This is a genomic window from Pseudomonas citronellolis, assembly GCF_029335315.1.
GTDB lineage: Bacteria > Pseudomonadota > Gammaproteobacteria > Pseudomonadales > Pseudomonadaceae > Pseudomonas > Pseudomonas citronellolis_A.
Window position 1 is genome coordinate 12601 of the sequence record NZ_JARJLT010000172.1, and the last position, 19445, is coordinate 32045.

The 19445-nt window shown below is 69.8% G+C and carries 17 protein-coding genes; 5 read left to right on the forward strand and 12 right to left on the reverse strand.

Annotation, left to right across the window (positions count from 1 at the left end; genetic code table 11):
• Positions 1 to 23: 23 nt before the first annotated feature.
• Positions 24 to 779 carry an IclR family transcriptional regulator gene (locus P3W75_RS13530; RefSeq protein WP_276227866.1) on the forward strand — a complete coding sequence of 252 codons (756 nt, stop codon included), beginning with the start codon at positions 24 to 26 and terminating at the stop codon, positions 777 to 779.
• 7 nt (positions 780 to 786) lie between these two features.
• Here P3W75_RS13530 and P3W75_RS13535 read toward each other — a convergent pair whose 3' ends face one another.
• Together P3W75_RS13535 and P3W75_RS13540 are read right to left on the reverse strand one after the other, a co-directional pair.
• The gene (locus P3W75_RS13535; RefSeq protein ID WP_276227867.1) at positions 787 to 1455 is read right to left on the reverse strand and encodes a response regulator; all 669 of its coding nucleotides are present in this window, start codon (positions 1453 to 1455) and stop codon (positions 787 to 789) included.
• Entirely contained in the window at positions 1452 to 2846 is a 1395-nt protein-coding gene (locus tag P3W75_RS13540; RefSeq protein WP_276227868.1) for an ATP-binding protein, read from the reverse strand. Before P3W75_RS13540 ends, P3W75_RS13535 begins: the two co-directional genes overlap by 4 nt.
• Before the next feature lie 154 nt (positions 2847 to 3000).
• Between P3W75_RS13540 and P3W75_RS13545 the strand changes: the two genes are divergently transcribed.
• The 3 genes from P3W75_RS13545 to P3W75_RS13555 are packed head-to-tail and all read left to right on the forward strand — an operon-like array spanning position 3001 to position 8704.
• The gene (locus P3W75_RS13545; RefSeq protein WP_276227869.1) at positions 3001 to 4188 is read left to right on the forward strand and encodes an efflux RND transporter periplasmic adaptor subunit; all 1188 of its coding nucleotides are present in this window, start codon (positions 3001 to 3003) and stop codon (positions 4186 to 4188) included.
• A gap of 11 nt (positions 4189 to 4199) precedes the next feature.
• Entirely contained in the window at positions 4200 to 7328 is a 3129-nt protein-coding gene (locus tag P3W75_RS13550; protein ID WP_276227870.1) for an efflux RND transporter permease subunit, read from the forward strand.
• Positions 7328 to 8704, forward strand: coding sequence for an efflux transporter outer membrane subunit (locus tag P3W75_RS13555; RefSeq protein WP_276227871.1), 1377 nt, complete (start codon positions 7328 to 7330; stop codon positions 8702 to 8704). Before P3W75_RS13550 ends, P3W75_RS13555 begins: the two co-directional genes overlap by 1 nt.
• 91 nt (positions 8705 to 8795) lie before the next feature.
• Here the strand turns inward: P3W75_RS13555 and P3W75_RS13560 are convergent, their stop codons facing one another.
• The 10 genes from P3W75_RS13560 to P3W75_RS13605 all read right to left on the reverse strand — a co-directional run bounded on the left by P3W75_RS13560 (position 8796) and on the right by P3W75_RS13605 (position 18501).
• Complete coding sequence (locus P3W75_RS13560; protein WP_276227872.1) at positions 8796 to 9737, reverse strand: choline ABC transporter substrate-binding protein; 942 nt, start codon at positions 9735 to 9737, stop codon at positions 8796 to 8798.
• 65 nt (positions 9738 to 9802) lie between these two features.
• Complete coding sequence (locus tag P3W75_RS13565) at positions 9803 to 10264, reverse strand: thioesterase family protein (protein ID WP_276227873.1); 462 nt, start codon at positions 10262 to 10264, stop codon at positions 9803 to 9805.
• A gap of 18 nt (positions 10265 to 10282) precedes the next feature.
• The gene (locus tag P3W75_RS13570; protein WP_276227874.1) at positions 10283 to 11236 is read right to left on the reverse strand and encodes a PDR/VanB family oxidoreductase; all 954 of its coding nucleotides are present in this window, start codon (positions 11234 to 11236) and stop codon (positions 10283 to 10285) included.
• A gap of 65 nt (positions 11237 to 11301) precedes the next feature.
• Positions 11302 to 12237, reverse strand: coding sequence for a 3-hydroxyacyl-CoA dehydrogenase NAD-binding domain-containing protein (locus P3W75_RS13575; protein WP_276227875.1), 936 nt, complete (start codon positions 12235 to 12237; stop codon positions 11302 to 11304).
• Complete coding sequence (locus P3W75_RS13580) at positions 12237 to 12986, reverse strand: SDR family NAD(P)-dependent oxidoreductase (protein ID WP_276227876.1); 750 nt, start codon at positions 12984 to 12986, stop codon at positions 12237 to 12239. Before P3W75_RS13580 ends, P3W75_RS13575 begins: the two co-directional genes overlap by 1 nt.
• The gene (locus P3W75_RS13585) at positions 12983 to 14413 is read right to left on the reverse strand and encodes an aminobutyraldehyde dehydrogenase (protein ID WP_276227877.1); all 1431 of its coding nucleotides are present in this window, start codon (positions 14411 to 14413) and stop codon (positions 12983 to 12985) included. Before P3W75_RS13585 ends, P3W75_RS13580 begins: the two co-directional genes overlap by 4 nt.
• Positions 14414 to 14426: 13 nt before the next feature.
• Positions 14427 to 15356: a 3-keto-5-aminohexanoate cleavage protein gene (locus P3W75_RS13590; RefSeq protein WP_276227878.1), complete on the reverse strand. Its 930-nt coding sequence runs from the start codon at positions 15354 to 15356 to the stop codon at positions 14427 to 14429.
• A gap of 8 nt (positions 15357 to 15364) precedes the next feature.
• Positions 15365 to 16120, reverse strand: coding sequence for an SDR family NAD(P)-dependent oxidoreductase (locus P3W75_RS13595; RefSeq protein ID WP_276227879.1), 756 nt, complete (start codon positions 16118 to 16120; stop codon positions 15365 to 15367).
• A complete protein-coding gene (locus P3W75_RS13600) occupies positions 16117 to 17259 on the reverse strand; it encodes an aromatic ring-hydroxylating oxygenase subunit alpha (RefSeq protein WP_276227880.1) in 1143 nt (380 codons plus the stop codon). Before P3W75_RS13600 ends, P3W75_RS13595 begins: the two co-directional genes overlap by 4 nt.
• A gap of 231 nt (positions 17260 to 17490) precedes the next feature.
• Entirely contained in the window at positions 17491 to 18501 is a 1011-nt protein-coding gene (locus P3W75_RS13605; protein ID WP_276227881.1) for a GlxA family transcriptional regulator, read from the reverse strand.
• A gap of 154 nt (positions 18502 to 18655) precedes the next feature.
• Between P3W75_RS13605 and P3W75_RS13610 the strand changes: the two genes are divergently transcribed.
• On the forward strand, positions 18656 to 19399 hold the full coding sequence (locus tag P3W75_RS13610; protein ID WP_276227882.1) for a class I SAM-dependent DNA methyltransferase: 744 nt from the start codon (positions 18656 to 18658) through the stop codon (positions 19397 to 19399).
• Positions 19400 to 19445 lie beyond the last annotated feature (46 nt).

The following is a 19445-nucleotide window of genomic DNA, read 5'->3' on the forward strand; positions in this document are numbered from 1 at the left end:
GCGGGCGCCGCCAGGGAGACGCCATGAGTGACATGGACTACCGGGTGCCGGCGCTGGAGCGCGGCCTCAACCTGCTCGGGCTGTTCAACGCGCGCGAGCGCAGCCTGGGCATGAACGAGATGGCCGAGCGCCTGGGCGTCAGCCCCTCGGCGCTCTACCGCATCGTCCAGACCCTGCAAGACATGGGCTACCTGAACCGCCTGGAGCGCAACCAGTACGAGCTGGGCGCGCGGGTGATCTCCGACGGCTTCGCCTACCTGTGCAGCCGCGACATCGTCGAGGTCGCCCTGCCGCACCTGAACGCCCTGCGCGACAGCACCTCGCTGTCCTGCCACCTGAGCATCCGCGAGCAGACCGACAGCCTGTACATCTACCGCGCCTTCGCGCCGCAGCGGCTGACGGTGAACATCCCGGTGGGCACCCGCCTGCCGTGCCACAACACCGCCCTCGGCCGCGTGCTGCTCACCGCGCTGGGCGAGGACGAACTGGCGCAGCTGTACCAGCAGGTGCGCCTGGACGACTACCCGGCGCCGGCGCCACGCACCCTGCTGGAGCTGCAGCACACCATCGCCGAGGACCGCGCGCGCGGCTGGGTGCTGCACCGCTCGGACTACTCGACCGCGATCGCCACCGGCATCCGCGACCATTCCGGGCGGGTCGTCGCCGCCATCAACCTATCCGGCCCCGAGGCCGTGCTGGAGGCGCCGAACGCCGAGGAGCGGCACCTGCAACTGCTGCGCGAGACCGCCGCGGCGATCTCCCGGGAAATCATCCCCTAGCCGGCGGCTACTCGCACTCCAGGCTGTAGCCCACCCCGTACACCGAGCGGATCGGGTCGAGGCCGGGGGTGATGGCGGTGAGCTTGCGCCGCAGGTTCTTCACGTGGCTGTCCACGGTGCGGTCGGCCACCACGCGGTGGTCCTGGTAGATGTGGTTCATCAGTTGGTCGCGCGACAGCACCTGGCCGGGGTACTCGGCCAGGGCGGCGAGCATGCGGAACTCCACCGGAGTCAGGTCCAGCGCCACGCCCTGGTAGCGCGCCAGGAAGGTGCGCGCGTCCAGCTCCAGGCCCAGGCTCTGCGCCTGGCTACTGCTGCGCCGCAGCACGGCCTTGACCCGCGCCACCAGCTCACGCGGCGAGAAGGGCTTGCAGATGTAGTCGTCGGCGCCCAGCTCCAGGCCGAGCAGGCGGTCGATCTCCTCGACCCGCGCGGTCATCATGATCAGCGGCATGCGGCTGAAGCCGCGCAGCTCGCGGCAGATGTCGAGGCCGTCGCGGCCCGGCAGCATCAGGTCGAGCAGCATCAGGTCGTAGGCCTTGCGGCGGATCGCCGGGATCACCTGCAACCCGTCGGCCAGGTGCTCCACCGCGTAGCCGGCGGCGCGCAGGTAGTCGCCCACCAGCGCCGCGAGCTTGGGCTCGTCCTCCACCAGCAGAATCTCGCCATGGCTCATTGCGCGCCCTCCGCCGTCGGCAGTTCCAGGGTCAGCAGCAGGCCGCCCATTGCCGAGGCCTGGGCGCTCAGCCGGCCGCCATGCACTTCGGCGATGCCCCGGCAGATCGCCAGGCCCAGGCCGGTGCCGCCGCTGGCGCGGTTGCGCGAGCGCTCGGCGCGGTAGAAGCGTTCGAACAGGCGCTCCAGCGAGGCGGCGTCCACCCCCGGCGCGCTGTCCTCGCACTGCACCAGCACCCGCTCGCCGTCGCGCAGCGCGCGTAGCACCGTGCGGCCGCCGGCGTCGGTGTAGCGGCGGCTGTTCTCCAGCAGGTTGTGCAGCAGCTGGCCGAGGCGCGACTCGTCGCCCATCACCCACAGCGGCGCGTCCGGCACTTCCACGCTCAGGGCCACGCCACGCTCGGCGAAGCTGGCGCTGAAGGCCTCGGCCACCACCGGCAGCAGCACGCGGAGGTCGATGCGTTCGCGGCGGTAGGTGGGCCCGCCGACCTCGGCCAGGGACAGGTCGAAGAGGTCGTTGACCAGCTTGGTCAGCGCGCCCACCTCGCCCTGCAGCGAGCGCAGCGCGGTGCCGTCCAGCGGGCGGATGCCGTCCTCCAGCGCCTCCAGCTCGGCGCGCATCACCGCCAGCGGGGTGCGCAGCTCGTGGGAGATGTCGGCTATGAAGTCGCGGCGCATGCGTTCGTTGCTGGCCAGGGTGGCGGCCATGCGGTTGAAGTCGCCGGCCAGCTGCCCGGCCTCGTCCCGCGAGCGCACCGGCACCTGGATCGCGTAGTCGCCGGCGGCCAGCCGGTGGGTGGCGCGCGCCACCTCGCGGATCGGCCGCAGCAGCGCGCGGGTCAGCCACCAGGCGATGACCGCCGTGGCGAACAGGCAGGCCAGGCCGATCAGCAGGCTGGAGCGCAGCTGGTTGAGCTGGAAGCGCTTGTCGCCGACGCTGGTCACCGACTGCAGCGGCGCCAGGGCCATCCAGCCGACCACCCGGCCCTGGTGGTGGATCGGCCGTTCGAGCATTTCCCCGGCGGCGGCGCGGTAGCCGATGATCGGCTTGTGCTGCTCGTCCAGCAGGGCGAAGCGGACGAAGGCGCCGGTCAGGTCGGAGACGGTCAGCAGCGTGGGGTCGAAGGTCTTGTCGGCGTTGATGTCGTCCGGGCGCAGCAGCTCGAACCACTGGTCCTGGTCGCGGCGGATGAAGTCCCAGCCACCGTGCTGGGCGTAGGCCTGTTCGATGCGCGGGACGATGCGTTCCATGCGCTCCTCGGCCTGCTGGTTGAGGTAGCCGAGGAAGCCGTATTTCAGGCTCAGGTAGGCGGCGAACACCATGCCCAGGACGGCGAAGGCGCACACCGCGAGCATGGCCAGGAAGAACTTGCTGGAAAGGCTGACTCTCATGGCTCCGCCGGGTCGATCGAACCTGCCCCCAATTGAAGCGCCGGCCCCGCGCCGGGGCAAGGCGCGGCGGCCAATCTCCCAGATTTCTCCACATTGACTGCACATTTGCCGAGCACGCTGCAGGCTGAAAACCACCTGCTCCGGAGCCCCTCGGATGCCTTCCGTCTCCCTCACTCGTTCCCCCCTGGCCCGCGCCCTGCTGCTGGGCGCCGGCCTGACCGCACTGGCCGGCTGCAACGACAGCGCCCCCACCGACCAGGCCCGCCCGCTGCAGGAGGTCGCGGTATACCGCGTCGCCACCGCGCCGCAGGCCCTGAGCACCACCCTGCCCGGCCGCGCCAGCGCACACCTGGTGGCGGAGATTCGCCCGCAGGTAGGCGGCATCCTGCTCAAGCGACTGTTCGAGGAAGGCGCCACGGTGAAGGCCGGCCAGGCGCTCTACCAGATCGACCCGCAGACCTACGAAGCCGCCGTGGCCCAGGCCGAGGCCAGCGTCACCTCGGCGCGCGCCACGCTCAAGGCCGCCGAGCTCAAGGCCAGGCGCGACGCGCAGCTGGTGAAGATCGACGCGATCAGCGCCGAGGACAACGAAAGCGCCCAGGCCGCCCTGCTCGAAGCCCGCGCCAGCCTGCAATCGGCCCAGGCCACCCTGCGCACCGCGCGCATCAACCTCGGCTACACGCGCATCGACGCGCCCATCGCCGGGCGCACCGCCACCTCGTCGGTCACCCCCGGCGCGCTGGTCACCGCCGAGCAGACCACCGCGCTGACCACCGTGCAGCAGCTCGACCCGATCTACGTCGACTTCACCCAGCCCAGCGGCACCCTGCTGCGCCTCAAGCGCGAGCTGGCCGAAGGCAAGCTGGCCCCCGCCGAGCAGAAGGACGCCACCCGCATCAGCCTGGAGCTGGAAGACGGCAGCGCCTACCCGCACGCCGGCACCCTGACCTTCAACGGCGTGAGCGTCGACGAAAGCACCGGCAGCGTGACCCTGCGCGCCCTGGTGCCGAACCCCGACGGCCTGCTGCTGCCGGGCATGTACCTCAAGGCCACGCTGCAAGAAGGCGTGCAGCAGGACGCCATCCTCGTGCCGCAGCAGGGCGTGAGCCGCGACGAGCGCGGCGACGCCACCGCGCTGGTGGTGGTGGGCGGCAAGGTCGAGCAGCGCGAGCTGACCCTGGCCCGCGCCGTGGGCGACCGCTGGTGGGTCAGCAAGGGCCTGGCCGAGGGCGACCAGCTGATCGTCCAGGGCCTGCAGAAGGTCCGCGTCGGCCAGCAGGTGCAGGTCGTCGAGCCGAACGCCGGCGCCGGCCTGACCGCGCGCAACGACAGCGCAGACTGAGGCGGATTCCCATGGCACGTTTCTTCATCGACCGACCGATCTTCGCCTGGGTCATCGCCATCCTGGTGATGCTCGGCGGCACCCTGGCGATCTTCCAGCTGCCGCTGGCGCAGTACCCCAACATCGCGCCGCCGCAGATCCGCCTCAGCGCCACCTACACCGGCGCCTCGGCCAAGACCATGGAAGACTCGGTGACCCAGGTCATCGAGCAGCAGATGACCGGCCTCGACGGCCTCACCTACATGTCCTCCAGCAGCAGCTCGGCGGGCAGCGCCAGCATCACCCTGACCTTCGAGGCCGGCACCGACGTCAACACCGCGCAGATGCAGGTGCAGACCAAGCTGGAGCAGGCCAAGTCGCGGCTGCCCGACGCGGTGCAGCAACAGGGCATCGAGATCAGCAACTCGTCCAGCGACTTCCTGATCATTCTCTCGCTGGTCTCGGACAACCCCGAGATCAGCGCCACCGACATCAGCGACTTCATCTCCAGCACCCTGTTCGACCAGATCAGCCGGGTCGACGGCGTCGGCGACGTGACCACCCTGGGCTCCAGCTACGCCATGCGCGTGTGGCTCGACCCGGACAAGCTCAAGCAGTACGCGCTGATGCCCTCGGACGTCAGCAGCGCCCTCCAGGCGCAGAACGTCGACACCTCCGCCGGCCAGCTCGGCGCCCTGCCGGCCAGGGCCGGCCAGCAGCTCAACGCCACCATCACCGCGCGCAGCAAGCTGCAGACCGCCGCGCAGTTCCGCGAGGTGGTGCTCAAGTACGCCAGCAACGGCGCCGTGGTGACCCTCGGCGACGTGGCGCGGGTGGAACTGGGCAGCGAAAGCTACGACGTGGTCGCCGAGCACAACGGCCGGCCCTCCGGCGGCCTGGCGGTGAGCCTGGCCACCGGCGCCAACGCCCTGGACGTCAGCGAGGCGGTGCAGGCCAAGCTCGGCGAGCTGGAGAAGTTCTTCCCGAGCAAGCTGCAACTGCGCAGCGAGGTGGCCTACAACACCGCGCCCTTCGTGAAGATTTCCATCGAGGAAGTGGTCAAGACACTGTTCGAGGCCGTGGTCCTGGTCGTGCTGATCATGTACCTGTTCCTGCAGAACTTCCGCGCCACCCTGATCCCGGCGATCGCCGTGCCGGTGGTGCTGCTCGGCACCTTCGGCGTGCTGGCGCTGATGGGCTACTCGATCAACACCCTGACCATGTTCGGCATGGTCCTGGCCATCGGCCTGCTGGTGGACGACGCCATCGTGGTCGTCGAGAACGTCGAACGGATCATCGCCGAACAGGGGCTGACGCCGCGCGAGGCGACGCGCCAGTCGATGGGCGAGATCAGCGGCGCGCTGGTCGGCATCGCCGTGGTGCTCTCGGCGGTGTTCATCCCCATGGCCTTCTTCGGCGGCTCCACCGGGGTCATCTACCGGCAGTTCTCGGTGACCATGGTCGCGGCCATGACGCTCTCGGTGCTGGTGGCCATGACCCTCACCCCGGCGCTGTGCGCCACCCTGCTCAAGCCCGGCGTGGCCCACGGCGAGGCTAAGCGCGGCTTCTTCGGCTGGTTCAACCGCAGCTTCGACAACGGCTCGCGGCGCTACCAGCGCGGCGTCGGCGCGATCCTCGCGCGGCCGCTGCGCGCGCTGCTGGTCTACGCCCTGGTGCTGGGCGGCGTGGGGCTGCTGTTCCACAAGCTGCCGACCTCGTTCCTGCCCGAGGAAGACCAGGGCATGCTGATGATGCAGATGACCCTGCCGGTGGGCGGCACCGACGAGCGCCTGCAGGCGGTCACCCGCCAGGTGCAGGACTACCTGCTGCAACAGCCGGAGGTCGCCTCGGTGCTGACCGTGCGCGGGCTGGGCAACGGCGGCAACGCGCAAAACAGCGGCCGCGGCTTCATCAAGCTGAAGGACTGGAGCGAGCGCGAGGGCGAGGCGCACAGCGCCTCGGCAGTGGCCATGCGCGCCAACCAGGCGCTGTCGAAAATCCTCGACGCCAACGTCTTCGTCATCGCCCCGCCGGCCGTCCAGGGCCTGGGCGAAAGCGCCGGCTTCGACATCGAACTGCAGGACCTCGCCGGCCTCGGCCACGCCGAGCTGCTCAAGGCGCGCGACCAGTTCCTCCAGCTCGCCGCCCAGGACCCGCGCCTGGCCAACGTGCGCGCCCAGGGCCTGGAAGACACCCCGCAGCTGAGCGTCGCCATCGACGACCGCAAGGCCGGCGCCATGGGCGTGGCCTCCAGCGACATCAACGACACCTTAAGCGTCGCCCTGGGCGGCAGCTACGTGAACGACTTCCTCGACAGCGGCCGGGTGAAGAAGGTCTACCTGCAGGGTGAGGCCGCCAAGCGCATGCAGGTCGAGGACATCGGCGACTGGTACGTGCGCAACGACCAGGACGCCATGGTGCCGCTGGCCGCCTTCACCAGCAGCCGCTGGAGCACCGCCTCGCCGCTGCTGGAGCGCTACAACGGCTTCGGCTCCTACGAGCTGGTGGGCGAGCCGGCGGCCGGGGTCAGCTCCGGCGTGGCCATGGCCGCGGTGGAACAGATCATGGCCCAGTTGCCCGAAGGCATCGGCTACGCCTGGACCGGCCAGTCCTACCAGGAACGCCTGGCCGGCAACCAGGCGCCGCTGCTCTACGCCATCTCCATCCTCTTCGTGTTCCTCTGCCTGGCCGCGCTCTACGAGAGCTGGTCGGTGCCCTTCGCGGTGATGCTGGTGGTGCCCCTGGGCATCCTCGGCGCCCTGGCCCTGACCGGCCTGCGTGGGCTGTCCAACGACGTCTACTTCCAGGTCGGGCTGCTGACCACCGTGGGCCTGGCGGCGAAGAACGCGATCCTCATCGTGGAATTCGCCAAGGAAGGCTACGAGCGCGGCCAGGACCTGCTCACGGCGACCCTGGAAGCCGTGCGCATCCGCCTGCGCCCGGTGCTGATGACCTCGCTGGCGTTCATGCTCGGCGTGCTGCCGCTGGCCCTGAGCAGCGGCGCGGGCGCCGGCGGCCGCCAGGCGATCGGCACCGGCGTGCTCGGCGGCATGCTCGCCGCCACCGTGCTCGGCCTGGTGTTCATCCCCCTGTTCTATGTCCTGGTCCAGCGCCTCGCCGCGCGCCGCGCCACGACAGCCGTCGTAGAAGGAGACGCCTGATGCGCCTTGCCCCACTCTCCCTGCTCATCGCCCTGGCCCTGGGCGGCTGCGTCAACCTGGCGCCGGACTACCAGCGCCCAGCCGCCCCGGTGGCCGCGCAGTGGTCCGGCGCCGCGCCAGCCAGCGCCACCCAGGCCGACATCGACTGGCGCGAGTTCTTCGTCGACGCCCGCCTGCGCGAAACCGTGGCCCAGGCCCTGGCCAACAACCGCGACCTGCGCGTGGCGGCGCTGAACGTCGAATACCAGCGCGCGCAGTACCGCATCCAGCGCGCCAACCTGTTCCCGACCGTGACCGGCGACGCCAGCGGCACCCGCGAACGCGCCGTCAGCGGCGACAGCACGGCGGTCAGCAGCCAGTACTCGGTCGGCCTCGGCGTGAGCTACGAGCTGGACCTGTTCGGCCGCCTGCGCAACCTCAAGGACGCGGCGCTGGAGGACTACCTGGCGCTGGAGCAGACCCGCCGCAGCACGCAGATCAGCCTGGTGGCCGAGGTGGCCAGCGCCTGGATGACCCTCGCCGCCGACCAGCAACTGCTGACCCTGGCCCAGGACACCTACGCCAGCCAGCAGAAGACCTACACCCTGGTGCAGCAGAGCCACGGCCTGGGCGGCGAATCCGGGCTGAGCCTGGCGCAGTCGCGCAGCACCGTGGAATCGGCGCGCGCCGAAGTGGCGGCCTACTCCAGCCAGGTCGAGCAGGACCGCAACGCCCTGGAACTGCTGGTCGGCCAGCGCCTGGAAGAACGCCTGCTGCCGGGCGACGCCAAGCTCGACGCCGCCGCGCTGGTCACGGTGCCGGCCGGGCTGCCGTCGAGCCTGCTGCAACGGCGCCCGGACGTGCTCGCCGCCGAGCACACGCTCAAGGCGGCCAACGCCGACATCGGCGCGGCGCGCGCGGCCTTCTTCCCCAGCGTCAGCCTGACCGCCGCCGGCGGCACCGCCAGCAGCGAGCTGTCCGGGCTGTTCAAGTCCGGCAGCCAGGCCTGGAGCTTCGCCCCGTCGATCAGCCTGCCGATCTTCAACGCCGGCAGCAACAAGGCCCAGCTCGACGCCGCGCAGATCAGCCGCGACATCGACGTGGCCAGCTACGAGAAGACCCTGCAGACCGCCTTCAGCGAAGTGGCCGACGCCCTCTCGGTGCGCGCCCACATCAACGAACGCCTCGACGCCCAGCGCGCCCTCACCGAAGCCACCGAGAAGAGCTACGACCTGTCCCTGGCGCTGTACAAGCAGGGCTCGCAGAGCTTCCTCGAAGTGCTCGACGCCCAGCGCTCGCTGTACTCGGCGCAGCAGACGCTGATCAGCCTGGAGCTGTCCGAACAGGCCAACCGCGTGACCCTGTACAAGACCCTCGGCGGCGGCTGGTCGGGCTGAGGCGCCGGCCCGCAAAAAAGCCCCCGGCGCGCTCGCGCCGGGGGCCGAAGGGCCGGTGAGTCTGGCTTCACCCGCCGAGGTGGATGCGTCGCTACAGGCTGCCCTTGACCGCCTCCAGGCCGGGCTTGCCGTCCACCGTCGCCACGCCCTTCAGCCACGGCTCCAGCGCCTGCGGGTTGTTCCTGATCCAGGCCTTGGCGGCGTCCTCGGGCTCCATCTTGTCGTCGAGGATCGAGCCCATGATGGTGTTCTCCATGTTCAGCGTGAAGCTGAGGTTCTTCAGCAGCTGCCCAACGTTCGGGCACTCGTCCACGTAGCCCTTGCGGGTGCTGGTGTAGACGGTGGCGTCGCCGAAATCGGGGCCGAAGAAGGCGTCGCCGCCGGTCAGGTACCTGATCTTGAAGCGGGTGTTCATCGGGTGCGGCTCCCAGCCCAGGAACAGGATCGGGTTGTTCCGCCGGACCGCCCGGTCGACCTGCGAGAGCATGCCCGACTCGCTCGACGCCACCACGCTGAACCCGGCGTCCTTGAGGCCGAAGGCGTTCTGTTCGATGGCCTTGAGCACCGCGTTGTTGCCGCCGTCGCCGGGCTCCAGGCCGTAGATCTTGCCGTTCAGCTCGTCCTTGAACCTGGGGATATCGGCGAAATCCTTGAGCCCCCGGTTCCACAACTCCTCGGGTACCGCCAGGGTGTACTTGGCGTGCTGCAGGTTGACCCGCACGATGTCGATCTTGCCGGCGTCGCGGTAGGGCTTGAGGTCCGGCTCCATGGTCGGTATCCAGGTGCCGAGGAAAACGTCCATGCTCTTGCCGTCGGCCAGGGCCTTGTAGGTCAGCGGCACGCCCAGCAGGGTCACCTTGGTCTTGTAGCCCAGGCCCTTGAGCAGGGTGTTGGCGATCGCCGTGGTCGACTGGATGTCGGTCCAGCCGGGGTCGGACATTTTCACGGTCTGGCACTGGGCGGGATCGCTGGCCTGGGCCAGGGCGGGAAGGCACGCCAGGGCACCCAGGAAAAGCAACGGTGAAGCTTTCATCTGATGATCCTCAAGGCAGTCGCTGTCGATGGTTTCTTGTCGTGCCCCTGGAGCCGGGGCGTTCATCACCGGCGAATGGCGATGGTTCTCCCGCAATAGCCGGGGTGCCTGGCGCCCTGGTACTGCCTGAAGCACTCGGCGATCCGCGCCTCCACCGGCGCGGCGAAGACGCAGGCCCGGCCGGCCCGGAAGTCCATGTTCATGAGCATCTGCTCGCTGACCGCCAAGGGCGCGTCGCCACCCTCCCGGTAGAGCTCGTGGACGATGTGCAGGCGCTTGAGGTCGCGGTCGATGAAGCGGGTGCGCACCTCCAGCGGCTCGCCCAGCCGGGCCTGGGCCAGGTAGTTGATGTGCGCCTCCAGGGTGAACAGGGTGTGGCCGGTGTCCGCCCGCCCCGCCTCGTCCAGGCCGATGCGCGCCATCAGGGCGTCGGTGGCGTAGCTGAATATCAGCAGGTAGAAGGCGTCGCGCAGGTGCTCGTTGTAATCGATCCAGTCGCGCAGGACCGGTGTCCGGTAAGTCAGCATCGTGGGCGTCCCGTGGGGTCAGAGGTCCAGTTCGAGCGTGGTCGACAGCGCCCGCGACACGCAGACCATCATGGTCGCGTTGCAGCGTTTCTCCGCGTCGCTCAGCACGCTGTCGCGGTGATCGGGCGTGCCGGACAGCACGCGGGTCTCGCAAGAGGCGCAGGTGCCCTCGCGGCACGAGTTCTCCACGCGCACGCCGTTGGCTTCGAGCACCTGCAGTACGCTCTTGTCCGCCGGCACGTCCAATGTCTTGCCGCTGCGGGCCAGCTTCAGGGTGAAGGCGCCGTCGGCCCGGGGCTTGTCCGGCTGCCGGGGGGCGAACCACTCGAAATGCACCTGCTCCGCCGGGAAGCCCGTGGCCGCTGCTTCCACCGCGAGCATCAAGGGGGTCGGCCCGCAGGTGTAGAGGTGCGCCCGCTCGGGCAGCCCGGCCAGCGCGGCGGCGAGGTCGAACAGGCCACCGGCCTCCTCGTCCGCGTGCACGGTGACCCGCGGGCCATGGCCTTCCAGCTCGTCGAGGAAGGCCGCGCGCTCGCGGCTGCGCATCAGGTAGAACAGCCGCCAGGGGCGCCGGTTGGCTTCGCACCAGTGGATCATCGAGCGGATCGGGGTGATGCCGATGCCGCCGGCGATGAACACGAACTCGGCGGCGTCCTCGAACAGCGGGAAGTTGTTGCGCGGCGGCGTCACCGGCAGCGCGTCGCCGACCCGCAGCGCCTCGTGGAGGTAGCGCGAACCGCCGCGGCTGGCCGGCGCCAGCCCGACGCCGACGCGGTAGCGATCGCGCTGCCGGGAGTCGCCGCACAGCGAGTACTGACGCACCAGGCCGTTGGGCAGGTGCAGTTCGATGTGCGCGCCGGCGTCGTAGGCCGGCAGCTCGCCGCCGGCGGGGTCGCGCAGCTCGATGACCCGCGCGTCCCGGGCGGCGTCGAGGATCGCCGTTACCTGCAAACTCAGACGTTCGCTCGCCATGATTACCTCTGCCCTGTGCGGAGTTGATGCGCCCCGCCGGCCCGCGCCGGCGGGACGCCGCTGCGTCATTTGCGGCGCAGCTGCGCGGTGGTCTTGAGCATCGCGGTGATGAGGTCGTCGCGGGCCTGGGACAGCTCGGCCTGGCTGCCGTCGGCAGACTCGGCAACCACCCCGCGCACCAGCAGCGCGGCGGTCTCGGCGTCCAGGCGCGGGTCGCCCAGGTCGTCCCACCAGCGGTGGAAGCTCTCGGTGTACTTCTGGCAGAACGACGCCAGCCCGCCGGGGCCGCCGCCCAGGTGGAACAGCAGGGTCGGGCCCATGGCCGCCCAGCGCAGGCCGGGGCCGGCCCAGACGGCGGTGTCGACGTCCTCGACGCTGGCCGCGCCGATCTTCACCAGGTGGATGGCCTCGCGCCAGAGCGCCGCCTGCAAGCGGTTGGCGACGTGGCCGGGGACTTCCCGGTGCACCCGGATGGTCACCTTGCCGACCTGTTCGTAGAAGCGTTCCGCGCCTTCGACGGCCGCCTCGGCGGTGCGCTGATTGCCCATGACTTCCACCAGCGGGATCAGGTGCGGCGGGTTGAACGGGTGGCCGAGGACGAAGCGCGACGGGTCCTTCCAGCCGGCCTGCATCTCGCTCAGCGGCAGGCCGGAGGCGGACGAGGCGACGATCGCGCCGGGCTTGAGCAGCGGCTCGATCTCCGCGTACAGCGCATGCTTGATGTGGATACGCTCAGGCACGCTTTCCTGGATGAAGTCGGCGTTGCTCACCGCCTCGCCGGCCGTGCGATGGAAGCTCAGCTCGCCTGGCGCGCCGTCCCTCACCAGGCCCAGCTCGACCAGGGTCGGCCAGGCATTCTTCACGTACTCGCGCACGTCGCCTTCCATGCCCTCGGCGGGGTCGAAGACCGCCACGTTGCGCCCGGAGGCGAGGAACAGCGCCGTCCAGCTGGCGCCGATGACGCCGGCGCCCAGTACCGCCACATTCGCGAATTCATTCATCAGGACAACCTCGGTTGGAGTGGAGAAGCGGCGGTCAGGCCGCCGTCGATGACATAGCACTGGCCGGTGACGAAGCCGGCCTGTTCGCTGGCGAGCCAGGCCACCAGCTCGGCGACGTCCCGCGGCCGGCCGAAGCGCCCGGCGGGATGCCGGGCCAGGGCGTCGGCCTTGGCGCGCTCGGGGTCGCGGGCCAGGGCGAAGCCGTCCTCGGCCATGGCGGTCATGATCCAGCCCGGGCACACCGCGTTGCAGCGCACCCGTGGGCCGTGGTCGACCGCAATGGCCCGCGTCAGGCCGTGCACGAAGGCCTTGGAGGCGTTGTACAGGGCCATCGACGGGTCGGCGTTCAGCCCGGATATCGAGCCGATGTTGACGATGCTGCCGCCGCGCTCGGCCATGACCGGCAACAGTGCGCGGCAGAGGTTGAAGGTGCCCCTGGCGTTGCTCCCCATGACCCGCTCCCAGTCCTCGTCGCTGGTCTGGTCGAGGGTCTTCTCCAGCTGCACCCCGGCGTTGTTGACCAGCACGTTCGGCACCCCGAAGCGCTCGATGGTCTGCGCCAGCAGCCGCTGCGCGTCGGCCACCCGGGCCACGTCGGCGGTCACCCAGAGCACGGCTTCATCCAGGTCCACCGGGCGCTCGCCACGGCCGCAGGTGACGACCCGCGCGCCCTGGTCGCGGAAGCGCTCGACGATGGCCCGGCCGATGCCGCGCCCGCCGCCGCTGACGATCACGATGTCCTGGCTCATACCGATCCCCCGTGCGCGAACATCACGTGGCGCACGGCGGTGTAGGCCTCCAGGGCGAACACCGACATGTCGCAGCCATGGCCCGAGCCTTTCATCGCCGCCCAGGGCATTTCCGGCGTCGCCACCCCGTGGGTGTTCACCCAGGTGAAGCCGTAGCGCAGCCGGCTGGTGGCGGCCATGGCGCGCGCGCCGTCGCGCGTCCACACCGACGACGCCAGGCCGTAGCGGCCGGCGTTGGCGATGGCCACCGGGTCGTCGCCGGCGCCGAAGCGCGACACGCTGAGCACCGGGCCGAAGATTTCCTGGGTGGCGATCTCCGCGTCGTTGTCGACGTCGGCCACCACCGTGGGACGGTAGAAAAAGCCCGGCCGGTCCTCGGCGAAGCCGCCGCTGACCACCTCGGCGCGCCCCCGCGCGCGCTCGACGAAGCCGGCCACCCGCTCGCGGTGCGCGGCGCTGATCAGCGGACCCATCTCGGTGCCCGCCTCGCGTGGCGCGCCGACGCGGATCGAGCCGGCCGCCTCGGCCAGGGCGGCGACCACCCGCTCGTAGATCGCCTCGGCCACCAGCAGCCGGCAGGGCTGCGCGCAATCCTGGCCGGCGTTGAAGAAGGCCGTGGCGCGCAGCGTGGTCACCAGTTGCTCGACGTCGGCGTCGGCGTAGACGATCACCGGCGCCTTGCCACCCAGTTCCAGATGGACCTGGCGCAGCTGTCGCGCGGCGGCGCGCAGGGCGGCCGCTCCGGTGGCGGGCGAACCGGTGACGCTGACACCTTCCAGGCCCGCAGCATTGACAAGACGATCACCGATGCTCGCTCCCCTGCCGTTGATCACGCTCACCACACCCCTGGGCACCACGTCGCGCAGCAGCTCGGCCAGGCGCAGGGTCGACAGCGGCGTCAGCTCCGAGGGCTTGAGCACCACGCTGCAGCCCGCCGCCAGGGGCGCGGCGAGTTTCCAGGCGGCCATCATCAATGGGTAGTTCCAGGGCGCGATGGCGGCCACCGGCCCCAGCGGGTCGCGGCGGATCAGGCTGGTGTGGTTGGCCACGTACTCGCCGGCCGCAACCCCCGCCAGGGTGCGCGCCGCTCCTGCGAAGAAACGGAAGGTGTCGAGGGTCAGCGGCATCTCGTCGTCCAGCGCCGAGGGCCAGGGCTTGCCGGCGTTGGCGCTTTCCAGCGCGGCCAGTTCCGGCGCGTGGGCCTCGACCACCTCGGCGATCTCCAGCAGCAGCGCGGCGCGTTCGGCCGGCGTGCTGCGGGCGTAGCGTCGGAAGCCCTCCTCCGCCCCACGGACGGCGGCGTCCACCTGTTCCGCGCTGGCTTCGTTGACCTGCGCGAGGCGCTCGCCGCTGGCGGGGTCGAGCACCGCCAGGGCCTCGCCCTCGCCCGCCACCAGCTCGCCGTCGATCAGCATTCGGGTCTGCATGAGTCTCTCTCCCTCAGAACTCGACCTTGTCGCCGCCCTTGAGGCCCAGGCGAGCGCGGGCTTCGGCGGGGGTCGCGACCTTCAGGCCGAGGCTCTCGACGACCGAGCGGATCTTCAGGACCTGCTCGGCGTTGCTTTTCGCCTTCTCGCCCGGGGCGATGTACAGGCTGTCTTCCAGGCCGACCCGCAGGTTGCCGCCGAGCAGCGCGGCCTGGGTGGCGAAGTGCATCTGGTTCTTCCCGGCGGCCAGCACCGACCACTCGTAGTCCTTGCCGAACAGCTTCTGGGCGATGGTGTGCATGTGCATCAGGTTGTCGAGGTCGGCGCCCACGCCGCCGAGCACACCGAACACCATCTGCACGAAGAACGGCGGCTTGATCCAGCCCTGGTCGATGACCCAGGCCAGGTTGTAGAGGTGGCCCAGGTCGTAGCACTCGAATTCGAAGCGGGTGCCGTGGCCCTCGCCCAGTTCCTTCACGATGTATTCGATGTCGGTGAAGGTGTTGCGGAAGATGAAGTCGCGGGTGCTGTCGAGGAACGCCGGCTCCCAGTCGTGCTTCCAGCTGGGGTAGCGGGCCTTCATCGGGAAGATGCCGAAGTTCATCGAGCCGACGTTCAGCGAGGCCATTTCCGGGCTCAGGCTCACCGCGGCGCGCAGGCGCTCCTCGCGGGTCATGCCCAGGCCGCCGCCGGTGGAGACGTTGAGCACCGCGTCGCTGCGGCCCTTGATCTGCCCCATGAAGTCGCGGAACAGCTCGGGGCGCGGGTCCGGCTTGCCGGTCTGCGGATGACGGGCGTGCAGGTGGATGATCGAGGCGCCGGCCTCGGCCGCCTCGATGGACGAGGCGGCGATCTCGTCGGGGGTGATCGGCAGGTATTCCGACATGCTCGGGGTGTGCACGCCGCCGGTGGTGGCGCAAGTGATGATCACGGACTTGGGCATGGTCGCTCTCACAGTTTCATTTGTTGGACTTGTGCGGTCAGGCCGCCATCGAGCACCCACAGCTGCCCGGAGGCGTAGCGGGCTTCGTCGCTGCTGAGCCAGTTCACCAGGTTGGCGACGTCCTCCGGGGTGCCGTAGCGGCGTACCGGGTGCACGTCGCGCACGGCCGCCTCCAGGCTCTGGATGTCGCCGTGGTCGCGGAAGAAGCTGCGCAGCATCGGCGTGTCGATGTAGCCGGGACACACGGCGTTGACGCGGATGCCCTGCGGCCCGTGGTCGCAGGCCATGGCGCGGGTCAGCGCGTGCACCGCGCCCTTGCTGGCGCAGTAGGCGGCCAGCCCGGGGTCGGCGATGAAACCGTCGTAGGAGCCGAAGTTGACGATGCTCGCCGAGCCGCTCCGGCGCAGCAGCGGCAGGGCGAACTTCGAGACCAGGAAGGTGCCGGTGACGTTCACCGCGAAAATCCGGTTCCAGTCGGCCAGGCTGGTGTCCTCGATGGTCTTCTCGATCTCGATGCCGGCGGCGTTGACTAGGATGTCGAGCTTGCCGGCCTGCTCGTCGACCGCCGCCAGAGCCTGGCGTGCGCCCTCCTCCGAGCTGACGTCGAGCGGGACGAAGCGCGCCCCCGGCACGCCCTCCGACTCGCGCAGGTCGGCGGCGAACACGGTCGCGCCTTCTTTCACGAAGCGCGCGCAGATGGCCCGGCCGATGCCGCCCAGCCCCCCGGTAACCAGGGCGACCTTGCCCTCCAGTGCGCCGCTCATGCCGTCATCCCCTTGCGGTAGGCGTCCAGCACCAGGCCGTGGAAGTGGTGCAACGCGTGTTCCGACTTGCCCGAGCCGTTGGGGTCGGTGACGATCCGCCCCTGCTCGAAGGCCGGCGTGCGCATGCCGCGCTGCACGTTCTCCACCAGGGAGATGTCCTCCACCTGCAGCACCTCGTCCAGGTAGCGGATGGCTTCCTTCTCCATCTCGTTGGCTTCCGGCGTTTCGAGGAAGAAGTCGTAGGTCTCGTAGGTCAGATCGGGGCCGGCGGGGATGATGTGCAGCACGATCATCGAACTGCGCCCCGGGTAGCGCATCAGGCAGGTGTTCGGCCACAGCCACCACACCGCGTGGGTGCGTACCTTGGCCTGGGAGGTGTCGTAGGCGCTGTTCTGGCCGTTGCCGGCCTCGGCCATGTGGCTGGAGTAGATGCCGTGGGTCTGCACCTTGTAGGTGTCCATGTCGACCAGGGTGCAGAAGTCCTTGTGCGCCGTCGGGCAGTGGTAGCACTCGAGGAAGTTGTCAACGACGTTCTTCCAGTTCGACTTGATGGCGTAGGTCAGCCGGTGGCCGAACGTCAGGTTGGCCACGTCCGGCGCCCAGCGCAGGACTTCCTCGCGCAGCTCGCCGGACTGTTCGTGCAGCGGCCGCGCGGCGGGGTCGAGGTTGACGAAGACGAAGCCGCAGAACTCCTCGACCTGCACCGGGCTCAGGTGGATTTCGCTCTTGTCGAAGTCCTTCAGGCCGCCGACGTGGGGCGCGCCGGTGAGCTGGCCGTCGAGGGCGTAGCACCAGGAGTGGTACGGGCAGCTGATGCGCTTGACCTTGCCTTCGCCGGACAGCACCGGATGCGCGCGGTGCTTGCAGACGTTGTAGAAGGCCCGCAGCCTGCCGTCGTTGTCGCGCACCACGGCGATGGGGTTGCCGGCGATTTCGGCGGTGGTGTAGGTGCCCGGCTCGCGGACCTTCTCCACGTGGCAGACCCACTGCCAGGACTTGGCGATGATCTGCTGCTCGTCGAGGCCGAACCACTGCGGGTCGACGTAGGCCTCCGAGCGCAGGGAGTGCGACACCAGGGGGTCCGGGTGGTAGCCCCGGGCGATGAGCTCGAACTGGTTTTTCGAGATGACTTCAGACATGTCGGCGGCCTTCCGGTACAAGAATTTTTGGAGTTGATGTTCTTGTCTCGGGACCGATATTGGTCGTCCGCCCGGCGGTGAAATGTGCAGGATTCGCCGCGATTTTTTCTCTTTTCGCCGGCGTCGTTTTTAGATATGCGCAGCCGGATCACGACGTTCTCCGGCGCCGGACGCGCGCGCCCTCCCCCCTCGTTCAGGGCGTCGTGCAGCGACGGGGGTGCCGAGGTGGCGTCAGGGCGTGACCTGGTGCATCGGCCAGGCGCGGAACTCGAACGGAATGCGCCCGTCGAGCCGGTCGCGGCGCGGCGTCAGGCCGAAGCGCTCGCGGTAGATGCGGCTGAAGTGCGACTGGTTGGGGAAGCCCGAGGCGACGGCGATCTCCATCAGCGACATGTCGGTCTGGGTCACCAGGCAGCGCGCGCGGTCCAGACGGATGTCGCGGTAGTAGAGCGCCGGGCTTTTCTGCACGATCTGGTTGAACAGCCGGTCGAGCTGGCGCTGCGAGATGCCGATGCGCTCGCAGAGCGTCGGGATCGGCAGCGCCTCCTCGAGGTTCTGCTCCATCAGGCGGATGGCCTGCTTCACCAGGTCGGGCACGGTATTGCCCAGCGGCTGCGGCGCCTCCGGGTTCTGCTGGGTGCCCAGCGGGCGCAGGCGCTCGTGGAACAGGTAGCGAGCCGTCTCGTTGGCCAGGGTGTCACCGTGCAGCGAACGGATGATGTGCAGCGCGCAGTCGGTGGACGCGGCGCCGCCGCAGCAGGTGATGCGCTTGCCGTCCATCACCAGCATGTCCTCGCGGATGTCGACCGCCGGGTAGAGTTCCTTCAGCGAGTCGATGTGCTCGTAATGCCCGGTGGCGCGCTTGCCGTCGAGCAGCCCGGCTTCGGCCAGCAGGTAGACCCCGGTGTCCAGCGCCCCCAGCGTCACCCCGGAGCGCGCCCATTTGCGCAGCGCGGCGCCGAGCGCCGGGCTGTGGAGGGTTTCCGGGTTCCAGCTGGAGGACAGCATCACCAGGTCCGGGACACCCGGCACCTCGCCCAGGGCCTTGGTCTCGGTGGCCATGGCGTTGCTGGCCACCACCGCGCCGCCGGGCAGGGACACCACCTCCCAGTGGAAATGGGTGTGCCCGCCCAGGTAGTTGGCCGCGCGGAACGGGTCGATGAAGGCGGAGGTGGCCGCCAGGTTGTAGTGCGGGAAGACCACCACGAGGATCGAGAAGGTAGCGACGGGGGCGGCCGGCATGCGCGATCACCAGGGACGGGAAGGAAGGTCGTCGCCAACAAATACCACAACTCCCCGCCCGGCGACGGCTGCGCCAGGTCGGATTTCCACGGGCGGCGCGCGCAACTGAGGTACCATGCCGCGCCGAAATCCCCGCCGACCCCGCTGGCCGCCCATGTCCTCCAACGCGCTCTACACCGACCTGTCCTCCTACTACGACCTGATGTGCGCCGACATCGACTACCGCGCGCAGAGCCACGCCGTGCGCCGGCTGCACCAGCTGTTCGGCAACGACGGGCGCCGGCACCTGGACCTGGCCTGCGGCACCGGCCCGCACGTGCGCCACTTCCTCGACTTCGGCTACCGCAGCGCCGGCCTGGACATCAACCAGCCGATGCTCGACCTCGCCGCGCAGCGCTGCCCCGAGGCGAACTTCACTCGCCAGGACATGGCCGCCTTCCAGGTGGACGAGGCGCAGGACCTGATCACCTGCTTCCTCTACTCGATCCACTACAACGCCGGCCTGGAACCGCTGCGCGCCTGCCTGGCCCGGGTGCACGCGGCGCTCGCGGACGGCGGCGTGTTCTGCTTCAACACGGTGGACAAACGGCAGATCGACAACAACTCGTTCGTGCGCCACGAGGTGGAACACGACGGCAGCCGGTTCAGCTTCGGCTCCGGCTGGCACTACGGCGGCGAAGGCGAACGCCAGGCGCTGCGCCTGAGCATCGAGAAGACCACGGCCGGCGTCACCCAGGCCTGGCAGGACGAACACCCGATGGTCGCCCTGAGCTTCCCCGAACTGCGGCAGCTGCTCGAAGCGCACTTCGAAGTGCAGGTCTTCGAACACGACTACGAACGCATCACGCCCTGGGGCGGCGCGTCCGGGAATGCGTTGTTCGTCTGCGTGAAGCGCTAGCGACCGGCAGCGCGACGGTTGCGTCGGTCGATCCCGGCCTCCGTTT

What these genes read in the sequence shown, in the direction of transcription:
- P3W75_RS13530 (WP_276227866.1), top strand. Translation starts at nt 24, where the DNA reads ATGAGTGACATGGACTACCGGGTGCCGGCGCTGGAGCGCGGCCTCAAC.
- P3W75_RS13535 (WP_276227867.1), bottom strand. Translation starts at nt 1,455, where the DNA reads ATGAGCCATGGCGAGATTCTGCTGGTGGAGGACGAGCCCAAGCTCGCG.
- P3W75_RS13540 (WP_276227868.1), bottom strand. Translation starts at nt 2,846, where the DNA reads ATGAGAGTCAGCCTTTCCAGCAAGTTCTTCCTGGCCATGCTCGCGGTG.
- P3W75_RS13545 (WP_276227869.1), top strand. Translation starts at nt 3,001, where the DNA reads ATGCCTTCCGTCTCCCTCACTCGTTCCCCCCTGGCCCGCGCCCTGCTG.
- P3W75_RS13550 (WP_276227870.1), top strand. Translation starts at nt 4,200, where the DNA reads ATGGCACGTTTCTTCATCGACCGACCGATCTTCGCCTGGGTCATCGCC.
- P3W75_RS13555 (WP_276227871.1), top strand. Translation starts at nt 7,328, where the DNA reads ATGCGCCTTGCCCCACTCTCCCTGCTCATCGCCCTGGCCCTGGGCGGC.
- P3W75_RS13560 (WP_276227872.1), bottom strand. Translation starts at nt 9,737, where the DNA reads ATGAAAGCTTCACCGTTGCTTTTCCTGGGTGCCCTGGCGTGCCTTCCC.
- P3W75_RS13565 (WP_276227873.1), bottom strand. Translation starts at nt 10,264, where the DNA reads ATGCTGACTTACCGGACACCGGTCCTGCGCGACTGGATCGATTACAAC.
- P3W75_RS13570 (WP_276227874.1), bottom strand. Translation starts at nt 11,236, where the DNA reads ATGGCGAGCGAACGTCTGAGTTTGCAGGTAACGGCGATCCTCGACGCC.
- P3W75_RS13575 (WP_276227875.1), bottom strand. Translation starts at nt 12,237, where the DNA reads ATGAATGAATTCGCGAATGTGGCGGTACTGGGCGCCGGCGTCATCGGC.
- P3W75_RS13580 (WP_276227876.1), bottom strand. Translation starts at nt 12,986, where the DNA reads ATGAGCCAGGACATCGTGATCGTCAGCGGCGGCGGGCGCGGCATCGGC.
- P3W75_RS13585 (WP_276227877.1), bottom strand. Translation starts at nt 14,413, where the DNA reads ATGCAGACCCGAATGCTGATCGACGGCGAGCTGGTGGCGGGCGAGGGC.
- P3W75_RS13590 (WP_276227878.1), bottom strand. Translation starts at nt 15,356, where the DNA reads ATGCCCAAGTCCGTGATCATCACTTGCGCCACCACCGGCGGCGTGCAC.
- P3W75_RS13595 (WP_276227879.1), bottom strand. Translation starts at nt 16,120, where the DNA reads ATGAGCGGCGCACTGGAGGGCAAGGTCGCCCTGGTTACCGGGGGGCTG.
- P3W75_RS13600 (WP_276227880.1), bottom strand. Translation starts at nt 17,259, where the DNA reads ATGTCTGAAGTCATCTCGAAAAACCAGTTCGAGCTCATCGCCCGGGGC.
- P3W75_RS13605 (WP_276227881.1), bottom strand. Translation starts at nt 18,501, where the DNA reads ATGCCGGCCGCCCCCGTCGCTACCTTCTCGATCCTCGTGGTGGTCTTC.
- P3W75_RS13610 (WP_276227882.1), top strand. Translation starts at nt 18,656, where the DNA reads ATGTCCTCCAACGCGCTCTACACCGACCTGTCCTCCTACTACGACCTG.